This window comes from Leifsonia xyli subsp. cynodontis, assembly GCF_050632205.1.
GTDB lineage: Bacteria > Actinomycetota > Actinomycetes > Actinomycetales > Microbacteriaceae > Leifsonia > Leifsonia xyli_D.
In genome coordinates, this window is the sequence record NZ_CP192578.1 from 2,662,436 (window position 1) to 2,679,804 (window position 17,369).

At 72.5% G+C, this 17,369-nt stretch carries 21 protein-coding genes; 13 read left to right on the forward strand and 8 right to left on the reverse strand.

What is annotated here, in order from left to right; translation table 11 throughout:
* Positions 1-16: 16 nt before the first annotated feature.
* A complete protein-coding gene (locus ACQ86M_RS13160) occupies positions 17-418 on the reverse strand; it encodes a hypothetical protein (protein ID WP_431219112.1) in 402 nt (133 codons plus the stop codon).
* A gap of 74 nt (positions 419-492) precedes the next feature.
* Here ACQ86M_RS13160 and ACQ86M_RS13165 point away from each other — a divergent pair, with 74 nt between their 5' ends.
* Complete coding sequence (locus tag ACQ86M_RS13165) at positions 493-624, forward strand: hypothetical protein (protein ID WP_431245787.1); 132 nt, start codon at positions 493-495, stop codon at positions 622-624.
* Positions 625-634: 10 nt separating this feature from the next.
* Here the strand turns inward: ACQ86M_RS13165 and ACQ86M_RS13170 are convergent, their stop codons facing one another.
* A complete protein-coding gene (locus ACQ86M_RS13170) occupies positions 635-991 on the reverse strand; it encodes a sterol carrier family protein (protein ID WP_431245788.1) in 357 nt (118 codons plus the stop codon).
* A 71-nt stretch (positions 992-1,062) separates the two neighbouring features.
* Between ACQ86M_RS13170 and purD the strand changes: the two genes are divergently transcribed.
* Entirely contained in the window at positions 1,063-2,319 is a 1,257-nt protein-coding gene (purD, locus tag ACQ86M_RS13175) for a phosphoribosylamine--glycine ligase (protein WP_431245789.1), read from the forward strand.
* Positions 2,320-2,437: 118 nt separating this feature from the next.
* Here the strand turns inward: purD and ACQ86M_RS13180 are convergent, their stop codons facing one another.
* A complete protein-coding gene (locus ACQ86M_RS13180; protein WP_431245790.1) occupies positions 2,438-3,682 on the reverse strand; it encodes an FAD-binding protein in 1,245 nt (414 codons plus the stop codon).
* Between the two features lie 182 nt (positions 3,683-3,864).
* Here ACQ86M_RS13180 and ACQ86M_RS13185 point away from each other — a divergent pair, with 182 nt between their 5' ends.
* From ACQ86M_RS13185 to ACQ86M_RS13205, 5 genes are all read left to right on the forward strand, one after another.
* The gene (locus tag ACQ86M_RS13185) at positions 3,865-4,311 is read left to right on the forward strand and encodes a DUF6325 family protein (RefSeq protein ID WP_431245791.1); all 447 of its coding nucleotides are present in this window, start codon (positions 3,865-3,867) and stop codon (positions 4,309-4,311) included.
* A 28-nt stretch (positions 4,312-4,339) separates the two neighbouring features.
* Complete coding sequence (locus ACQ86M_RS13190; protein ID WP_431221490.1) at positions 4,340-4,690, forward strand: SHOCT domain-containing protein; 351 nt, start codon at positions 4,340-4,342, stop codon at positions 4,688-4,690.
* 31 nt (positions 4,691-4,721) lie between these two features.
* The gene (locus tag ACQ86M_RS13195) at positions 4,722-5,624 is read left to right on the forward strand and encodes a phosphoribosylaminoimidazolesuccinocarboxamide synthase (protein ID WP_431245792.1); all 903 of its coding nucleotides are present in this window, start codon (positions 4,722-4,724) and stop codon (positions 5,622-5,624) included.
* 76 nt (positions 5,625-5,700) lie between these two features.
* Positions 5,701-6,387 (forward strand): RraA family protein, encoded by a 687-nt coding sequence (locus tag ACQ86M_RS13200; protein WP_431245793.1) that lies wholly within the window; start codon positions 5,701-5,703, stop codon positions 6,385-6,387.
* A 33-nt stretch (positions 6,388-6,420) separates the two neighbouring features.
* Positions 6,421-7,314 (forward strand): VOC family protein, encoded by an 894-nt coding sequence (locus ACQ86M_RS13205; RefSeq protein ID WP_431245794.1) that lies wholly within the window; start codon positions 6,421-6,423, stop codon positions 7,312-7,314.
* Positions 7,315-7,397: 83 nt separating this feature from the next.
* Here ACQ86M_RS13205 and ACQ86M_RS13210 read toward each other — a convergent pair whose 3' ends face one another.
* A complete protein-coding gene (locus tag ACQ86M_RS13210; protein ID WP_431245795.1) occupies positions 7,398-9,065 on the reverse strand; it encodes a DHA2 family efflux MFS transporter permease subunit in 1,668 nt (555 codons plus the stop codon).
* Between the two features lie 32 nt (positions 9,066-9,097).
* Entirely contained in the window at positions 9,098-9,676 is a 579-nt protein-coding gene (locus tag ACQ86M_RS13215) for a PadR family transcriptional regulator (RefSeq protein WP_431219122.1), read from the reverse strand.
* 89 nt (positions 9,677-9,765) lie between these two features.
* Here ACQ86M_RS13215 and ACQ86M_RS13220 point away from each other — a divergent pair, with 89 nt between their 5' ends.
* Positions 9,766-10,287: a gamma carbonic anhydrase family protein gene (locus tag ACQ86M_RS13220; protein ID WP_431219123.1), complete on the forward strand. Its 522-nt coding sequence runs from the start codon at positions 9,766-9,768 to the stop codon at positions 10,285-10,287.
* A 35-nt stretch (positions 10,288-10,322) separates the two neighbouring features.
* On the opposite strand, the gene ACQ86M_RS13225 is transcribed toward ACQ86M_RS13220, so the two are convergent.
* From ACQ86M_RS13225 to ACQ86M_RS13235, 3 genes are read right to left on the reverse strand one after another with little or no spacing between them, the layout of a single operon-like run.
* A complete protein-coding gene (locus ACQ86M_RS13225) occupies positions 10,323-10,919 on the reverse strand; it encodes a uracil-DNA glycosylase (RefSeq protein ID WP_431219124.1) in 597 nt (198 codons plus the stop codon).
* A gap of 9 nt (positions 10,920-10,928) precedes the next feature.
* Positions 10,929-12,092 carry an alcohol dehydrogenase catalytic domain-containing protein gene (locus tag ACQ86M_RS13230; protein ID WP_431245796.1) on the reverse strand — a complete coding sequence of 388 codons (1,164 nt, stop codon included), beginning with the start codon at positions 12,090-12,092 and terminating at the stop codon, positions 10,929-10,931.
* Positions 12,089-12,979, reverse strand: a complete 891-nt coding sequence (locus ACQ86M_RS13235; RefSeq protein WP_431245797.1) for an HAD family hydrolase — start codon at positions 12,977-12,979, stop codon at positions 12,089-12,091. The genes ACQ86M_RS13230 and ACQ86M_RS13235 overlap by 4 nt, the downstream gene beginning before the upstream one ends.
* A 183-nt stretch (positions 12,980-13,162) precedes the next feature.
* Here ACQ86M_RS13235 and kynA point away from each other — a divergent pair, with 183 nt between their 5' ends.
* Genes kynA through ACQ86M_RS13260 form a run of 5 tightly spaced genes read left to right on the forward strand, consistent with a single transcriptional unit; the run spans position 13,163 to position 17,357 of the window.
* Positions 13,163-14,023 (forward strand): tryptophan 2,3-dioxygenase, encoded by an 861-nt coding sequence (gene kynA, locus ACQ86M_RS13240; RefSeq protein ID WP_431219127.1) that lies wholly within the window; start codon positions 13,163-13,165, stop codon positions 14,021-14,023.
* Complete coding sequence (locus ACQ86M_RS13245) at positions 14,020-14,712, forward strand: hypothetical protein (RefSeq protein WP_431245798.1); 693 nt, start codon at positions 14,020-14,022, stop codon at positions 14,710-14,712. The genes kynA and ACQ86M_RS13245 overlap by 4 nt, the downstream gene beginning before the upstream one ends.
* Positions 14,709-15,164, forward strand: coding sequence for a hypothetical protein (locus ACQ86M_RS13250; RefSeq protein WP_431245799.1), 456 nt, complete (start codon positions 14,709-14,711; stop codon positions 15,162-15,164). Before ACQ86M_RS13245 ends, ACQ86M_RS13250 begins: the two co-directional genes overlap by 4 nt.
* Positions 15,161-16,435 carry a kynureninase gene (locus ACQ86M_RS13255; protein ID WP_431245800.1) on the forward strand — a complete coding sequence of 425 codons (1,275 nt, stop codon included), beginning with the start codon at positions 15,161-15,163 and terminating at the stop codon, positions 16,433-16,435. Before ACQ86M_RS13250 ends, ACQ86M_RS13255 begins: the two co-directional genes overlap by 4 nt.
* A complete protein-coding gene (locus ACQ86M_RS13260) occupies positions 16,428-17,357 on the forward strand; it encodes a PaaX family transcriptional regulator (protein ID WP_431245801.1) in 930 nt (309 codons plus the stop codon). The genes ACQ86M_RS13255 and ACQ86M_RS13260 overlap by 8 nt, the downstream gene beginning before the upstream one ends.
* Positions 17,358-17,369: the final 12 nt, after the last annotated feature.

The following is a 17,369-nucleotide window of genomic DNA, read 5'->3' on the forward strand; positions in this document are numbered from 1 at the left end:
CAGGAAGTCGGGATGTTCAGCTCTGGGTGTCGCTCGTGCTGTCGTTCTGCGTGCCGGGCTCCGGCTGCGAGGCCTCGCGCCGCGCGGGCGGCTCCGGGGACTCGGGGATGCGCACATCGATTCTATCCGCCTGCACGCTGCGTGCCCGACGAGCGGTCGCACGGTCGATGAGGAGCGCGACGACCGCACCGATCGCGACCCCGATCGTCACGCAGATCGCCAGCAGGAAGCCGAAGACGCTGCCGCGGTCGTAGGTCGGGTTCGCCGGGAACGCGAAGGTGAGGATGAGCGCCACGAACGCGAAGAGCACCGCACCGGTGATCATGAAGCGGAAGTAGCGCGGCGAGCGCCGCACGCGGACCTCCGCCGGGGTGACGGTCTCCTCGAGCTGCTCGTCGCCGTCGGGGGTGTCGCTCATGCGTCCATTCTCCCAGATCGAAACTGGGCGCCCGTCGGGCGTCACGATCGGGCTGACCTTACGTCTGTGATGGTATGAGCCTCTCTTCCCGGTCCTCGCCCTTCTCGCGCGCCGCGTCACTGCTCGTGCCGGTCGGCGCGGGCGCGTTCGCGCTGCTCCTCGTCTCGGCGGCGGTCGTCGCCGTGACCGCGGGAGTGCATCCGTGACGGCGCCCGGTCAGTAGCGCAGCGGCAGCAGGCCCTCGAGGGAGGCGCGCTGGCCCGAGGCGTGCACGGCGCCCGAGGCGATGCCCTCGTCCCACGTCATCGTTCCGGACGCCAGCGCCAGCCAGGTGGCGGCATCCGTCTCGATGACGTTCGGCGGGGTTCCGCGGGTGTGCCGCGGGCCGGGGATGCACTGCACCGCGCCGAACGGCGGCACCCGCACCTCCACCGTGTTGCCCGGGGCGCGCTCCGCCAGCAGCTGCAGCAGGTAGCGCACAGCCGTGGCGGTGGTGTTGCGGTCGGCACCGCTCGCGACGGCCGAGCGGACGGCCGGGCCGCCCACCTCATCCGCGATCTTCGCTCTCGCCATGCGTCCATCCTCCCCTGCTTCGGTCGTGCAGCGGAGCAGGCTGCCGCATCCGCTCCCTCTAGCATGGTGGCGTGAAGATTCTCGTCCTCGGTTCCGGTGCCCGCGAGCACGCCATCATCACCGCGCTCCTCGCCGAGGAGAAGCGGCACGACATCGTCGCCGCACCCGGCAACGCCGGCATCGCGCAGGATGTGCGCGTCGAGCCGGGCCTCGACCCGCTCGACGGCGAGGCGGTCGCCGAGTACGCGATCGAGAACGGCATCGAGCTGGTCGTCATCGGCCCGGAGGCGCCGCTGGTCGCCGGCGTGGCGGAGCCTGTGCGCACCCGCGGCATCCCCGTGTTCGGGCCGGGCAAGGCGGCGGCGCAGCTGGAGGGGTCGAAGGCCTTCGCGAAACGGATCATGGAGGCCGCGGGCGTGCCCACCGGCCGAGCGGTCCGCGCCGAGACCCTGGCGGAGGCGGAGCGAGCCCTGGACGAGGTCGGCGCGCCCTACGTCGTGAAGGCGGACGGGCTCGCCGCGGGCAAGGGCGTGCTCGTCACGGAGGACCGGGACGCGGCGATCGCGCACGCGACGCACTGGCTGCTGCACGGCGGGGTGCTGGTGGAGGAGTTCCTCGCCGGGCAGGAGGTCTCGCTGTTCCTGGTCAGCGACGGTCACGACGTGCTCCCGTTGTCCCCCGCCCAGGACTACAAGCGGCTGCTCGACGGGGATGCGGGCCCCAACACCGGCGGCATGGGCGCGTACTCGCCGCTGCCGTGGCTGCCCGAGGGCTTCGTCGACGAGGTCATCGACACGATCGCCCTGCCGACCGTCCGCACGCTGGCCGCGGAGCAGACGCCCTTCATCGGCCTGCTGTACTGCGGTCTGATCGTCACCGACCGCGGCATCCGCGTGATCGAGTTCAACGCCCGGTTCGGCGACCCGGAGACGCAGGTCGTTCTGCCGCGCCTCGTCACGCCGCTGTCGTCGCTGCTGTTCGCGGCGGCGACGGGCGGCCTGGGCGGGATGCCGCGTCCCGAGTTCGCCCTCGACACCGCCGTGACCGTCGTGCTCGCCAGCGAGGGCTACCCCGAGGCGCCGCAGACCGGCCGGCCGATCACCGGGCTGGATGCGGCGGCAGCAGTCCCCGAGGTCACGATCGCGCACGCCGCCACGGCACTCGACCCGGCGACCGGCGAGCTGATCGCGACCGGCGGCCGCGTGCTGTCCGTCGTGGCGCGCGGCACCGGCTTCGCCGAGGCGCGCGAGCGGGCCTACGCGGCGCTGGACCTCATCCACCTCGAGGGCGCCCACTACCGCACCGACATCGCCGCCCGCGTCTCGTAACCGACCGCGCTCCCCACTCCCCCGCCGTCGAGTCCGCGATTCTTGCACGCGACACGCCGTCCGGGCGTGCAAACTTCGCGGACTCGACGGTGGGGGGATCGGGCGCGGGGCTGGGGGGTCAGCCGAGGAGACGGGTGAGGAACGCGTTGCGGAAGCGCGCCTCGGGATCGAACCGGGAGGCGAGCGCCGCGAAGTCGGAGAGCCGCGGGTACAGGGACGGGACGAGGCCGTCACGGTCCAGGTACAGCTTGCCCCAGTGCGGACGCGCGCCGAGCGGGAGCAGCGCCGCCTCGAGGTCGGGAAGCACCGCCTCCACGCCGGCCTGGTCGCGGAACCACGTGAAGTGGAGGCCCACCACGTCGGTCTCGTAGGCGCTGGACAGCCACAGCTCGTCGGCCGCGACGGTGCGGATCTCGCTGATCTGCAGCAGCGGCGCGATGACGCTGGCGAGCGCGCGGAGGGCCTCGATCGCCTCGACCGCCCGGGCCCGCGGGACCAGGTACTCGGACTGGATCTCCTCGCCGTTCGACGGGGTGAAGGCGAAGCGGAAGTGCGCGAGCCGCTCGCTCCACGGGCCCACCACGCCCAGCTGCTCGGTGGTGTTGCGCACATCCATCGTCGGGATCATGTGGCGCGCCTCGGTCAGCGCGGGCGCTCCGAAGAAGTCGTCGCCGATCGGCGTCTCGACCCCGTCGAGCTCCTTCAGCCACGCCAGCGAGACCGACTCCTCGTCCCACGTCGTGAAGAGGCTCACGCTGTAGGCGGCCGACGTGACCTCGTCCAACCGGCCGAGCACCGCATCCCACGGCACACCGCCGAAGAGCCGCTGGCGGGCGTCGTAGGTCGGGCGGATTTCGAGCGTCACCTCGGTCACGACGCCGAGCGCGCCCAGGCCCACGACCGCGCCGTCGAACCCGTCGTCGCCCCGCCGCAGATCGACGAGTTCGCCCGAGCCGTTCAGGATGCGGAGTCCCGCGACCGCGGACGCGAGGTTGCCGTTGCGGTCGCCCGAGCCGTGCGTGGCCGTCGCGATCGCGCCGGCCACGGAGATGTGCGGCAGCGACGCCAGATTGTGAAGCGCCCAGCCGGCGTCCTGCAGCTCGCGGGCGAGGTCGCCGTAGCGGACGCCGCCGCCGACCGTCACCGTGCGCGACCCCTCGTCGATGCGGGCATCCCCGGGAAGGTCCGCCGTGCTCAGCAGCAGCCCCGGGGTGTCGGCCAGGTCGTTGAACGAATGCCGGCTGCCCAGGGCGCGCACGGCCGGGGCGCCGACGACCAGCTCGCGAAGCTCGTCCACCGATCGCGGCCGGGCGATCCGCTCCGCCCGGTACTCGTAGTTGCCTGCCCAGTTCTTCTCGCCCATGACGGCCTTCCTCGAGGGGTTCGCCGCAGGGCCGGCCGGCCGTTCGGCACATCCATCCTAGGGATGTGACCGGGCACATCCGCGCCGTCCGAAGAACCGGAATTCATGCGTTGCCGGGCGCGAGAAGGCCGCAGTATGGTGCCCCTGAAACGGCGGTGGACGCTGTGACAGGAGGGGCTGACATGGCCGAATTCGAGTACGGTCCGGCAGAGTTCGTGGTGGCGCAGTTCGACACGGACAGGCCGTCACCGGGGGTGGTTCAGGCGATCCTGGACCTGGTCGAGAACGGGACGGTGCGTCTCCTCGACCTGGTCTTCATCGAGCGTCACGACGACGGCAGCGTCGAGATCATCGAGCTGAACGAGTTCGGTGACGAGATCGGGCTGACCGACATCACGCTTGAGGCCAGCGGTATCGCGGGCGACGAGGACGTGGAGCAGATCGCGGAGATGCTGGAGCCCGGCACCACGGGCGCGGTCCTGGTGATCGAGGACCTGTGGGCGAAGGAGCTCGCCAGCCGCTTCTTCGAGGCGGGCGGCGTCGTGCTGCACACCGAGCGCATCCCCGCGCCGGTGGTCAACGCGGTCGCCTCCGAAGCGTACGACGAGCTCGAGACCACGGAGAGCTGAGGAGGAGGACACCATGCCTTTGCGGAGAATGGGACGCCCGGGACTGATCGGGATGGCGGCGCGCACGGCGGTCGTCGCGGGAACCGCCACGGCGGTCTCCGGCAGCGTGCAGCGGCACCAGCAGCAGAAAGCGCAGGACCAGTACGACCAGCAGCAGTACGAGGCCCAGCAGCAGCAGGCGCAGATGCAGCAGATGGCGCAGGACGCGGCGGCCCAGCAGGCCGCGGCCCAGCAGCAGGCGGCACCGCAGCAGGCGGCACCGGCGGCTCCCGCCGGCGACGACATGATGGCGAAGCTGCAGCAGCTGGCCACCCTGCACACGCAGGGCGTGCTCACCGACGACGAGTTCGCCGCGGCCAAAGCCAAGCTGCTCGGATAGCGGCTCGCGCGCATCCCTCTACGATGGACGGGTGAGCGAACTTCCGGGCTGGGTGCACGTCTACTCGGGAAAGGTGCGCGACCTGTTCGTGCCGGAAGGCGCGACGGGTCTCGCAGACACCGACAGCGTGCTCGTCGTCGCGAGCGACCGGGTGAGCGCGTTCGACCACGTGCTGGAGCCGGGCATCCCGGGCAAGGGCGAGCTGCTCACCACGCTGAGCCTGTGGTGGTTCGACCAGCTGGACGACGTGCCGAACCACCTCCTCCCCGACCACACCCTGGTCGGGGACCGGGTGGTCGAGCGCATTCCGGCGGCGGTCTCCGGGCGGTCGATGCTGGCGAAGCCGCTCGACATGTTCCCGATCGAGTGCGTCGTACGCGGCTACCTCACCGGCAGCGGCTGGGCCGAGTACCGGGAGGCGCAGAGCGTGTGCGGCATCCCGCTCCCCGCCGGGCTGGCGAACGGCGACCGGCTTCCCGAGCCGATCTTCACGCCCGCGTGGAAGGCCCCGATGGGCCAGCACGACGAGAACATCAGCTTCGAGCGGACGGTCGAACTCGTGGGCGCGGACGTCGCCGAGGAGCTGCGCCGGCTCTCGCTGCACGTGTACCGGCGTGGAGCGGCGATCGCCGAGGCGCGCGGCGTCATCATCGCGGACACGAAGTTCGAGTTCGGCGCCGACCGCGCGACGGGCGAGATCACGCTCGCCGACGAGGTGCTGACGAGCGACTCCAGCCGGTACTGGGATGCGGCCGCCTACGCCGCGGGCGGCACGGCGGAGGAGCGGATGGCGAGCTTCGACAAGCAGATCGTGCGCGATTGGCTCGCCGGGAACTGGGACAGGACCGGCACGCCTCCCGCGCTGCCGGCCGACGTCGTGGAGCGCACCGCCGCCCGCTACCGCGAGCTGCTGGAGCGCTTGACCGGGCAGTGACCGGCCGCGCCCGGGCCGGGCGCATGTCGCCGGGCGCATGTCGCCGCGCGCATACCGGCGGCGATAGCGTCCGTTCATGGACGCTCACCTCCCTCCCGCCACCGCAGCCGTCGCCGACGCCGCCGTGCGCCTCGGCATCCCCGTCGGCACGGCGCCGGTCGACCTCGTCGCGCTGCTGCCCGGTCGCCCGTTCAGCGGACCGGCCGCGCCGGTGACGCACCTCGGCAGCGTGGATGTGCTGCTCGAGACGATCGACGACGCACCGCCCGGCGCGGTGCTGGTCGTCGACAACGGCGGGCGCGACGACGAGGCCTGCGTCGGCGACCTGATGCTGCTGGAGGCGGCCACGGCGGGGATGGCCGGCGCGGTCATCTGGGGCCGGCACCGCGACACGGCGCAGCTGCGCGAGATCGGGTTGCCGGTGTTCAGCCGCGGCGCGCACCCCTTCGGCCCCCGCCGCGTCCCGCCGGCCGGCACCGCGATGCGATCGGCGTTCCTTGACGGGGTCGCAGTGACGAGCGAGCACTGGATCGTGGCGGACGACGACGGCGTGCTCGTGCTCGCCGCCTCCGACCGCGAGCGGCTCTTCGCGGAGGCGGCGCGCATCCAGTCGGTCGAAGGGGCGCAAGCCGAGCGGATGCGCGGCGGGTCATCGCTGCGCGACCAGCTGGACTTCCCCCGGTACCGCCGCGAGCAGGCGACCGACCCCTCCCTCACGCTGCGCCGCTACCTGGCTCAGAACGGAGGAGCGATCGAGACGTGAAATAGTCCTGGTCGGCGCGGTGTTCTCACAGGTATGCCCGAACTCCTGCCCGCCGACTCCGCCATGGGGGCGGTGACGCTTCGCGTCGCCGACCTCGACGCCATGACCGCCTACTACCGCGATGCGGTGACGCTGAACGTGCTCGCCGCCGAGGGCGACCGCGTCATCCTGGGCCGCGGCGCGACGCCCGCCGTCATCCTGGAGCACGCTCCGGAGCTGCGCCACGCGTCGCCGGGCGAGGCAGGGCTGTTCCACACGGCGATCCTGTTCGACACGCAGGAGGCGCTGGCGGCGGCCGTCTACTCGGTCGCGCGACGCGCGCCCGGCACTTTCACGGGCAGCGCGGACCACCTGGTGAGCACCGCGTTCTACTTCACCGACCCGGAGGGCAACGGCGTCGAGCTGTACTGGGACCGCGACCGCAGCCTGTGGAGCTGGACCCACGGCCAGGTCGAGATGGCGACGCTCTACCTCGACCCGAACCGGTTCCTGACCGAGCACCTCACCGAGCGCGGCGCCGCCCTCGCCGAGGCGGCGGTGGTCGAGCCCTTCGGCGACGCGGGCGTCGGGCACGTGCACCTCTCGGTCGGCGACGTGCAGTCGGCCCGGGCCTTCTACGTCGACCGGCTCGGCTTCGAGGCCACGGCCTCCCTCGGCGACAGCGCCCTGTTCGTCAGCGCGGGCGGGTACCACCACCACATGGCGATGAACACGTGGAACAGCCGCGGCGCGGGGCGGCGGCAGCTCGCCCTGGGCCTCGGCCGGGTCGAGATCCGGGTGCCGTCGGCGGACGACCTCGGCGAGTTGAGCGAGCGGATGCGGCACTACGGCGTCACCGCACGCGACGACGGGCGGTCGGTCACGTTCGAGGATCCGTGGGCCAATCCCGTGCGCGTGGTGTCGGAGGCGGAGGAGATCCCAGCCTGAGACGGCCGCACAGCGGGAAAGGGAGGAGGTCGCAGCCGGGTTGGCTGCGACCTCCTCCCTTTTCTACGGCTCGGGCCGGCGGGTCAGTCGATGACCGGCGCGGCGTGGACGCCGTGCGGCGGCTCCTCGCCGGGCCGGATGTCGGTCGCGGGCGGCACGTCGGCGGCGTGCGAGCCGCGCGGGGTCGCATCCACCGGGACCGGGGCGGCGTGCGCACCGTGCGTCGGGGCGCCCTCCGACGCCGCGCCGGCCGTCGCCGCGCCGGGGGTCGCGCCCGCCGGACGCGCCCACGCCGGCGGCTTCGGCCGCTCCCACCACACGACGACGAGTGCGCCCAGGAAGGCGACCGCCGCGGGCAGCAGCAGCGCCTCCGACATCGCCTGAGTGAAGCCGGCGTGCAGGAACTGCGGCAGCTCGGTGCCGGCCGCGGCCTCGTTGGCGTTCGCGGCGCCTCCCGCGACCTTGGGCAGGTCGGCGGCGAGACGGCTCTCGATCAGGGCGGCGATGGATGCGCTGCCCAGCACCGCGCCGATCTGACGGGTCGTGTTGAACACTCCCGAGCCCGCGCCCGCCTGGTTCATCGGCAGGTTGCGCGTCGCCGTGGTCGAGATCGGACCCCAGACGCCCGACATCGCGATGCCCATCAGCGCGCTCGGGATGAGCAGCAGGAAGATGTTGACGTCGGGCGACAGCATCCGGGAGTAGAGGAACAGCGCGAAGGCGAACAGCACCAGCGCCGGGGTGGCGATGTTGCGGGGGTTCACCCGGTCGATCAGCCGGCCGACGAACGGCGCGAGCACGCCGGAGAAGATCGCCGTCGGGGCGAGCATCAGCGCCGACTCCGTCGGGGTCAGCCCGCGCACGGTCTGGAAGTAGAACACCAGCGGCAGGGCCATGCAGGTGACGGCGAAGCCCACGGTGGTGATCGCGCCGTTCGACAGCGAGAAGTTGCGGTCGCGGAACAGCGGGAGCGGGAGCAGCGGCTCCTTCTTGTTGAACGCCTGCCAGACCACGAAGGCGATGAGCACGACGATGCCGGCGATGATCAGGCCCCAGACCGAGATCGGCCCCCAGATCACGCCCCAGTCGTAGGTGCCGCCCTCCTGGATGCCGAACACCAGCAGGAACATGCCGACCGCCGAGAGCACCACGCCGAGCAGGTCGAAGCTGTGGCTGTGCGTCGGGAGCTTCGGAACCAGGCGCATCGCGAGGATGAAGGCGACGATGCCGACCGGCACGTTGATGAAGAAGATCCACTCCCAGCCCAGGCTGTCGACCAGGATGCCGCCGAGCAGCGGGCCGACGAGCGTCGCCACACCGGCGACCGCGCCCCAGAGGCCCATGGCGGCGCCGCGGCGCTCCGGCGGGAAGATGCGGGTGATGACCGCCATCGTCTGCGGCGTCATCAGGGCGGCTCCGAGACCCTGCACGACGCGAGCCGCGATCAGGATGCCGATGTGCCCGCTGAAGCCGCACCAGGCGGAGGCCGCGGTGAAGATCACGAGGCCGATGAGGTAGAGGTTCTTCGGTCCGAACCGGTCGCCGAGGCGGCCCGTGATGAGCAGCGGCACGGCGTAGGCGAGCAGGTATGCGCTCGTCACCCAGATGACGGCGTTGTAGTCCGTCCCGAGTCCGAGGCCCTTCATGATCGAGGGGTTGGCGACCGACACGATGGTGGTGTCGATCAGGATCATGAAGAACCCGATGACCAGCGCCCAGAGGGCCGGCCACGGCTTCAATTCGCGTTCCATTGTCACGTTCTTCCTGTTGAGAGCGGGGTCGCTCAGTGCTTTTCCTCGTCCCAGGAGAGGGCTCCCGATTCGAGGTCGTCGATGAGGGCTTCGAGCGTGGCCGCGTCGGCCTCCGCCATCGCGCGCTGGTAGCGCACATCCACCCAGTACTTGGCGGGCAGGTTCTTCGCGCGGACGGTGCTGATCGCGTGGTCGTACACGGCGATGTCGGCGCGGATGAGCCCGACCCGTTTGCGGAGCAGTGCCGTCACGGTCGCGGCGGGCAGGTTGTGCGACTCCCCGAGGCCGAGCGGGAACTCGGGGTACTCGTTGACGGGCGTCGCGAGGATGTCGGCGATGCGCTCGCCCAGGGCCCGGGTGCCGTCTTCCGTGATCGCGTAGGTGGTGCGCTCGGGCCGGTTGCCCTCGCGCTCGGTGCCGGTCGCTCGCACCAGGCCGTGCCGCGCGAGGCGGTCGACCGTGTGGTACAGCGAGCCCGGCCGCACCTTCACCAGCCGGTCCTCGGAGCGCTGCACCAGGGTCTGGTACATCTCGTACGGATGCGACGGACCCTCGGCGAGCAGCGCGAGCGCGGCGACGGCAAGGGGAGTGAGTGTGCGTGATTCAGCCATAGTTGTTCCGGTTTGATTATTCCATCAGGAATATACGGCACGGGCTAGCGACAGTCAAGTACCGTGGACGACGTCAGAAAGGGACGACGATGCTGCTCTCACTTGCGGGCGACCGCACACCGCACGTGTCGGAGGGCGCGTGGGTGGCCCCCACCGCGACGGTCGTCGGGGACGTTCTGCTCGGCGCCGGCGCCAGTGTCTGGTACGGGGCGGTCGTGCGCGCCGACAACGCCCCGATCGTCATCGGCGCTGAGTCGAACCTGCAGGACAACGTCTCCGCGCACGTCGACCCCGAGTTCCCCCTGACGGTGGGCGCGCGCGTCTCCGTCGGTCACAACGCGGTGCTCCACGGCTGCACGATCGAGGACGACGTGCTGGTCGGGATGAGCGCGACGGTCATGAACGGGGCGCACGTCGGAACCGGGTCGCTGATCGCCGCCGGAGCCGTCGTGACGCAAGGGGCGGTCATCCCACCGCGGTCGCTGGTGGCGGGCGTCCCGGCGAAGGTGCGCCGGGAGCTGACGGACGAGGAACTCGCCGGCATCGCCCGCAACGCGGCGGTGTACCTCCAGAAGACGGCCGAGCACCGGGGCGCGACGCCCGTGGCGTGATCTTCGGCGAGTGAGGGTCGGCGAGCGGCGCCTCGCTAGAGCATCGCGCGGTTCAGCGCCAGCAGCTGCTCGGTGAACAGGCGCGCGCCGCCCTGCGCGGGATGCCGGATCGCGGGCGCCTCGATGCCCGCCTCCGCGAGGGCGCCCTGCGCCTTGCGTCCGACCGCGACGACCGTCTCGATGCCGAGCACGCGGATCAGCTCCTCGGCGACCGGGCCGCCCGCGCGCACCTCCGACGAGCGCGGCGTGCGGTTCGTCTGCGGCTGTCCCGCGACGAACGGATGGTGCGGGTACACCGGCCAGGAGAGGGGCCGCGGTCCCTCCCACCGGCGCATGGTCGCCCAGAACACCCGGCTGGACGCCTCCCACGGCGCCTGCGGCTCCGGCGGCAGCTCCAGCCCGGGCAGCACTCCCTCGTTCACCTCGCGCACCGACGTGAAGGGGACGCCCGTCACGGTCATCCCCCGCCAACCCGGCGCCTCCCCGAGCAGGAGGATGGGCGCGTGCGGCGCCTCGAGGTAACGGCGGAGGTTGCGTTCGCGGAGCCGGCTCAACTCGTCGTCGCCGAAGAGCAGTTCGGCGTCGCCGGGCTCGGGCACCGCCCGGATCATCTCGAAGAAGCGGTCCAGCACGAGCCCAGGCTACGGCCGGACGGCGACGCGCGGGTAACCGGAGGCGGCGAGCGCGCGGTCCACGTCGGCGAGGGCGAACGTCTCGCCCACCTGCTCGGCGAACGGGTAGCGCTGCCAGGCCTCGGCGAGGAAGCGGACCGCCTGCTCGAGGTGCCGCGGCGCGTAGTTGTGGACGCCGCGGATGGTGAGGAGGCTGCGCACCAGCTGCTCGGGGGCGACGCCGAGTTCCGGGCCCGGAGTGACGGAGCCGACGAGCACGAGCACGCCGCCCACGTCCACCGCGCCGAGCAGGGACCGCACGGCGGCCGGGTCGCCGGAGAGCTCGAGGGCGACGGTCGGGACGGAGGAGCGGCCGCCGGCCTTGGCGAGGACCGCGGGCAGCGCGGTCGCCGGTCCGGCGCCGGGGCCCGGGTCCGCGACGGCGACCGCGCCGAACGCGAGTGCGGCGGCACGTCGCTCGGGGAGCGGCTCGCTGACCACCACCCGCGCCCCGGCGTCGGTCGCCATGGCGGTGGCGGTGAGCCCCAGCATCCCCGCGCCGGCGATCAGCACGAGCGCGCCGTCGAGCGGGACGATGGCGGACGCCGCCTCCAGCGCCGCCGCCACGCTCGCGGTCGAGCAGGAGGCGGGCGCGAGCACCTCGGCGGGGATGTCCTCCGGAACGCGCACCAGCGGCGTCCCGTCGAGGATGTGCGTGTGCGTGGCGAACCCGCCCGACAGCTCCCAGCCGCGGCGCATCCGCTCGTGACCGTACTTCTGGAGGTTCGCGCAGTTCTGCGGGAGGCCGCGTCGGCAGCGCGCGCAGCGACCGCACGGGACGGCGACGGACCACACGATCCGCTCCCCCAGCGAGACGCGATGGCCGTCGGTGGTCTTGGCGCCGCCCCGGCCCAGCGCGACGACGCGGCCGACCTGCTCGTGACCGAGAACGAGCGGAGCCTGCGCCTGCTGCTGGCCGCGGACCGTGTGGATGTCGGAGCCGCAGGCGGTCGCCAGCTCGACCTGGGCCAGCACGTCGCCGGGGGCCAGCCGGACGCCGGGCACCGCCACGGCCTCGTGCACGTGACCCTCGCCCGGCCACACCATGGCGGTGGCCGACGGGTAGACGCTGACGCCCATCCCGAGGCGGGCGGGCGGCTCGACGACGCGCGGGGTGACCGCCTTGATCGTCACCGGCGGGCGTGGGCGAGCGCCTCGGGGGCTGTCGCCTCGTCGATGAGGGAGTCGTAGCCGAGCAGTTCGGGCAGGTCCGCGACGCTCGGGAGCACGGCGTCCGCGCCCGCGTCGAGCAGCGACTGCTCGTCGTGGGCTCCGGTGAGGACGCCGACCACGAGGCCGGCGCCCGCCGCGATGCCGGAGGCGATGTCGCCCGCGGTGTCGCCGACCACGACCATCCCCTCGACGGTGGACGCGCCCGTGCGCAGCAGGGCGGTGAGCGGCAGGTCCGGGAACGGTCGTCCTCGGCCCGCCTCGGCCGCGGTCAGGGTGATGTCGGCCAGGCCCTGCCAGCCCAAGGCGTCCAGCATCGCATCCAGGGCGGCGCGCGAGACGCCGGACGTGAGAGCGACCGAGACACCGGTCGCGCGCAGCCGCCGGACCAGCTCTTCCGCGCCGGGGACCGGCTCGACGCCCTCGGTCCGGATCAGTTCGATGTACGCCGACTGGAAGACGGCGTCGGCGTGCTGCGCCTGATCCTCGTCGCCGGTGAGCGCGCGGAAGACGCCGATCTCCGGCCGCCCCATGGCCCCGCGGACGAAGGCGAACGCGTCCGCGCGTTCCTCGGCCGTCGAACCGATCCCGGCCGCGGCGGCGGCGCGCTCGAACGCCCGCTCGACGATCCCTTCGTCGCTCACGGTGGTGCCGGCCAGGTCGAGCACGACCAGTTCCAGGTCGGCGAGGTCGTCGCCGTCGCGGTCGTCGCCGTCGCGATCGTCGCCGTCGCGGTCCTCGCCGTCGCGGTCCTCGCCGTCGCGGTCGTCGCCGTCGCGGTCGTCGCCGTGAAAGTCGTCGTCGGGCAGCACGTCGTCGAACTCGCTGGTGATCCGTCCGTCAGGGGTCATCGATCGTGCCTTTCCTCGCTCGAACGTCAGCGTGCGCCAGCGTCCCGTCAGGTTAGGAGCGCGGTGCGACGACGTGCGCAACTGCCGGTAACGCAGTGGTGAACGGCGGGAGGACGGACGGGGCCGGGCGGCACGGGCGCGACGGTTGTTGCACTTTCTCGACGACCGGCGCAGAATTGCAGCATGGCCGATGGCGACAACACCCGCGAGTTCGATCCCGACATCGTCACCGACTTCCGCGAGCGGATGTCGTACGGCTCGTATCTGGACCTCGACACCCTGCTCAGCGCCCAGCGTCCCGTCAGCCGCCCGGAGCACCACGACGAACTGCTGTTCATCATCCAGCACCAGACGACGGAGCTCTGGCTGAAGCTGGTGCTGCACGAACTCGAGTCGGCGCGGGACCTGCTGCGCGCCGACGACCTGTCGCCCGCGCTCAAGCGCATCGCCCGGGTGAAGCACATCCAGCGCACTCTGACCGAGCAGTGGTCGGTGCTCGCGACGCTGACTCCGACCGAGTACGCGGAGTTCCGCGGCTTCCTCGGCAACTCCTCGGGCTTCCAGTCGTACCAGTACCGCGCCGTCGAATTCGTGCTCGGCAATAAGAACCACCGCATGCTCAGCGTCTTCGAGAGCGACCCCGCTGCGCACGCACTCCTCTCGCAGCTGCTGGCGGCGCCCAGTATCTACGACGAGTTCCTGCGCTACCTGGCGCGCGCCGGCTTCGCGGTGCCGACCGCGCTGCTGGAGCGCGACGTGACCCGCGCGCACGTCTTCACGCCGGAGCTCGTTCCGGTCTTCCGCGAGATCTACGAGCACGCGAATGAGCACTGGCCCGAGTACGAGGCGTGCGAGGAATTCGTCGACCTGGAGGACAACTTCCAGCTGTGGCGGTTCCGTCACCTCAAGACGGTGCAGCGCACCATCGGCATGAAGACCGGGACCGGCGGCTCGAGCGGCTCGACGTTCCTGCAGAAGGCGCTCGACCTCACCTTCTTCCCGGAGCTGTACGCCGTCCGCACCGAGATCGGCGCACCGGCATGAGCGCGACCGACGGCCCGGCCGAACCCTCCTACCTCACGGCCGAAGCCGTATGGAACGGCCACCGCTTCCTCCGCGACGTCCCCTTCCGCACCGACGGCGAGCGCCTGCACCCCGTGGACGACGTCCCCGCTCACGCGCGCAGGCGGCACATCCGCCTCGACGGGACGCTCTTCCCGCGTCTCACCGACCACCACACGCACCTCGGCCTCACCGACCAGCACGCCGTTCTCGCCGGCGGAATCACGCACGCGATCGACCTCGGCTGGGTTCCCGCCGTCGCGGCCGGCTGGCTCGCCGACGACCTCTCCCGGCCGTCGGTCGCCATCGCCGGCTCCCTGATCACCTGCGTGGGCGGCTACCCGGTCAACGCCGGGTGGGGGCCGCCTGGCTCCTCGACGGAGGTCGGCGGCGAGCGGGAGGCGCGTCTGGCGGTGCGTGCGAATGTCATGCTGGGAGCCTCCCGCATCAAGGTCACCCTCAACACGGACGCCGGCGAAACTGTGGACGACCGCGTCCTCCACGCGATTGTGAGCGAATCGCACGCGCAGGGGTGCCGGCCACCGTCCACGTGCAGGGGGCCGGCCAGACCGCCCGGGCGATCGCGGCCGGCGCCGACCAGCTGGCGCACACGCCCTTCACCGAACGCCTCTCGGACGATCTCATCGCCGAGTCGGTCCGCCGCGGCATGAGCTGGGTCAGCACCCTCGACATCCACGGCTGGGGCGACCCGACCGACGAGTTCGTCATCGCCTCCGAGAACCTCGGCCGCTTCGCCGCATCCGGTGGCCGGGTGCTGTACGGCACGGACCTGGGCAACGGACCGCTCGCGGTCGGTGTCAACGCGCGGGAGCTGCGCGCCCTGCTCGACGCGGGCGTCCATCCCGACACCGCCCTCCGGTCGATCGCCGGCCTCCGGCGGCCGGAGGACGACCGGGCACCGACGATCGGCGCCCACCTGGCCTGGGTGCCCACGCCGCCGCCGGCCGCGGACGACACGCAGGCCGCCCTCCCCGACTGGCTGGCCTCCGCCCGCGGTCTCACGGTCGCGCAGCTGCTCGCATCCCCTCGCCCGGATGCCCACCCCACCGATGCCCACCCCACCCACGCCCACCCCACCGACACCCACCGGGACGACGCATGACCGACTTCGACACCGCACCCGCTCCGACGCTGGAGCCCGACCCCCTGACCGCCGCCCGCGCCCGCGACGCCGCCGACCCGCTCGCGCCGTTCCGCACCCGGTTCGCCGGCATCGACGACGGCACCGCCCAGGTCACCGCCTACTTCGACGGCAACTCCCTCGGCCGGCCGACCCGCGCGAGCATCGAGCGCATCCAGCGCTTCCTGGTCGAGGAATGGGGCGACCGGCTGATCCGCGGCTGGGACGAGGAGTGGATGGAGCTGCCGTTCACGATCGGCGACGAGCTCGGCCGGGTGACGCTCGGCGCCGCCCCGGGCCAGACGTTCATCGGCGACTCGACCACCGTCCTCCTCTACAAGCTCGCCCGCGCCGCGGTCGACGGTCTCCCGCAGCGCAGCGAGATCGTGCTGGACACCGACAACTTCCCGACCGACCGCTACCTGCTCGACGGCATCGCCCGCGAGCGCGGCCTGCGTCTGGTCTGGATCGAAGCGGACACCGAGGCAGGCGTGACGCCCGAGCAGGTCGCCGCGGCCGTCGGCCCGCAGACCGCGCTGGTCGTGCTCAGCCACGTCGCCTACCGCTCCGGCTTCCTGGCCGACCTCCCCGCGATCACGCGCATCGTGCACGACGCCGGCGCGCTGGTGCTCTGGGACCTGTGCCACTCGGCCGGATCCGTCCCGATGGACCTGGACGCGGCGGGGGTCGACCTGGCCGTGGGATGCACGTACAAGTACCTCAACGGCGGTCCGGGATCCCCCGCGTTCGGCTATGTGAACGCGCGCCTCATCCCGCAGCTGACCCAGCCCATCCAGGGGTGGATGGGTGCGCGCGACGTCTTCCTGATGGGCCCCGAGTACCAGGCCGCCGACGGCATCCGCCGCTTCCTCAGCGGCACCCCGCCGATCGTCGGGATGCTCGCCATGAGCGACACGATCGCGATGATCGACGAGGCCGGCATCGAGGCGGTGCGGGCGAAGTCGGTCGCGCTCACGGAGTTCGCGATCGCGCTGGCCGAGGAGTGGCTCACCCCGCTCGGCGTCGCGCTCGCGAGCCCTCGCGACCCGGACCGGCGCGGCGGTCACGTCACGCTGAGCCACCCGGCGATGCGTGAGGTCACGGCACTCCTCTGGCAGCGCGACGTCATCCCGGATTACCGCGATCCGGACGGCCTGCGTGTCGGCCTCTCGCCATTGAGCACCAGCTTCGAGGAGGTCTGCATCGGGATGGCGGCCGTGCGCGATGCGCTCGGCGAACTGACCCATGACTGACCAGGCGGTGGCGCCGGGCGCCCTGGCGGCCACAGCACCGGTCGCCGCACCGACAGCCGCACCGGGTGCCGTACCGGTCGCCGACGCCCTCGTCGCACGCGACGACCTGGAGGCGTCCAGCGGCAGCGCCACCGCCCTCCTGCGCACAGTGGTCGGCAGCGTCCTCCGCCCGATCGGCGGGTGGATGAGCGCCGCCGGCGCGGTGCGGCTGATGGATGGGCTGGGCGTCCCGGCGGCGACGGCGCGTTCCAGCCTGGCGCGCCTCTGCTCGCGCGGCGTGCTGCGCCGCGAGCCGCGCGACGGCATCGCCGGCTACGCTCTCGATCCCGCCGCCGTGCCGATGCTCGAGCGCGGCGACGCCCGGATCTTCGGCGAGCGCGTCGAGGCGTCCGCGTGGTGCCTGCTCTCGTTCTCGTTCCCGGAGCGCCGCCGCAGCAGCCGCGACCGCCTCCGCCGCCGCCTCGCCGCCCTCGGCTGCGGCACCGTCGCGGACGGCCTGTGGATCGCGCCGGCCGCCCTCGAGGACGAGCTCGCGGCGACCGCGCGCGAGATCGCCGGTGAGGCGGAGGTCGTGCTCTTCGCCGACGCCGCTCCGCGCGGCGATCTGGCCGCCGGCCTGGCGCGCTGGTACGACCTGCCGGCGCTGCGGCGGGCGCACGAGTCGTTCCTGTCCCGCTTCGGCGATGTGTCGCATCCCGCCGACGACGCGGAGGCCTTCGCCGTGTGGATGCGCGCGCTCGACGAGTGGCGCGTCATCCCCTACCGCGACCCCGGACTGCCCGCCGCTGAGCTTCCGGGAGGCTGGCCGGGTGCCGCCTCGGCAGCGCTCTTCGCCCGGCTGCGCGACGAACTGGAGCTGCGTGCGATCGCCCACGCCGCCGCCCTGGCCGGCCCGGACCGCGGTGTCTGGCACGCACGGTAGAATCGATCGCGA

What these genes read in the sequence shown, in the direction of transcription:
- ACQ86M_RS13180 (WP_431245790.1), bottom strand. Translation starts at nt 3,682, where the DNA reads ATGGGCGAGAAGAACTGGGCAGGCAACTACGAGTACCGGGCGGAGCGG.
- ACQ86M_RS13200 (WP_431245793.1), top strand. Translation starts at nt 5,701, where the DNA reads ATGGACGCTCACCTCCCTCCCGCCACCGCAGCCGTCGCCGACGCCGCC.
- ACQ86M_RS13205 (WP_431245794.1), top strand. Translation starts at nt 6,421, where the DNA reads ATGCCCGAACTCCTGCCCGCCGACTCCGCCATGGGGGCGGTGACGCTT.
- ACQ86M_RS13220 (WP_431219123.1), top strand. Translation starts at nt 9,766, where the DNA reads ATGCTGCTCTCACTTGCGGGCGACCGCACACCGCACGTGTCGGAGGGC.
- ACQ86M_RS13170 (WP_431245788.1), bottom strand. Translation starts at nt 991, where the DNA reads ATGGCGAGAGCGAAGATCGCGGATGAGGTGGGCGGCCCGGCCGTCCGC.
- ACQ86M_RS13190 (WP_431221490.1), top strand. Translation starts at nt 4,340, where the DNA reads ATGGGACGCCCGGGACTGATCGGGATGGCGGCGCGCACGGCGGTCGTC.
- ACQ86M_RS13245 (WP_431245798.1), top strand. Translation starts at nt 14,020, where the DNA reads ATGAGCGCGACCGACGGCCCGGCCGAACCCTCCTACCTCACGGCCGAA.
- kynA (WP_431219127.1), top strand. Translation starts at nt 13,163, where the DNA reads ATGGCCGATGGCGACAACACCCGCGAGTTCGATCCCGACATCGTCACC.
- ACQ86M_RS13215 (WP_431219122.1), bottom strand. Translation starts at nt 9,676, where the DNA reads ATGGCTGAATCACGCACACTCACTCCCCTTGCCGTCGCCGCGCTCGCG.
- ACQ86M_RS13255 (WP_431245800.1), top strand. Translation starts at nt 15,161, where the DNA reads ATGACCGACTTCGACACCGCACCCGCTCCGACGCTGGAGCCCGACCCC.
- ACQ86M_RS13185 (WP_431245791.1), top strand. Translation starts at nt 3,865, where the DNA reads ATGGCCGAATTCGAGTACGGTCCGGCAGAGTTCGTGGTGGCGCAGTTC.
- ACQ86M_RS13165 (WP_431245787.1), top strand. Translation starts at nt 493, where the DNA reads ATGAGCCTCTCTTCCCGGTCCTCGCCCTTCTCGCGCGCCGCGTCACTG.
- ACQ86M_RS13235 (WP_431245797.1), bottom strand. Translation starts at nt 12,979, where the DNA reads ATGACCCCTGACGGACGGATCACCAGCGAGTTCGACGACGTGCTGCCC.
- ACQ86M_RS13260 (WP_431245801.1), top strand. Translation starts at nt 16,428, where the DNA reads ATGACTGACCAGGCGGTGGCGCCGGGCGCCCTGGCGGCCACAGCACCG.
- ACQ86M_RS13250 (WP_431245799.1), top strand. Translation starts at nt 14,709, where the DNA reads ATGAGCTGGGTCAGCACCCTCGACATCCACGGCTGGGGCGACCCGACC.
- ACQ86M_RS13160 (WP_431219112.1), bottom strand. Translation starts at nt 418, where the DNA reads ATGAGCGACACCCCCGACGGCGACGAGCAGCTCGAGGAGACCGTCACC.
- ACQ86M_RS13210 (WP_431245795.1), bottom strand. Translation starts at nt 9,065, where the DNA reads ATGGAACGCGAATTGAAGCCGTGGCCGGCCCTCTGGGCGCTGGTCATC.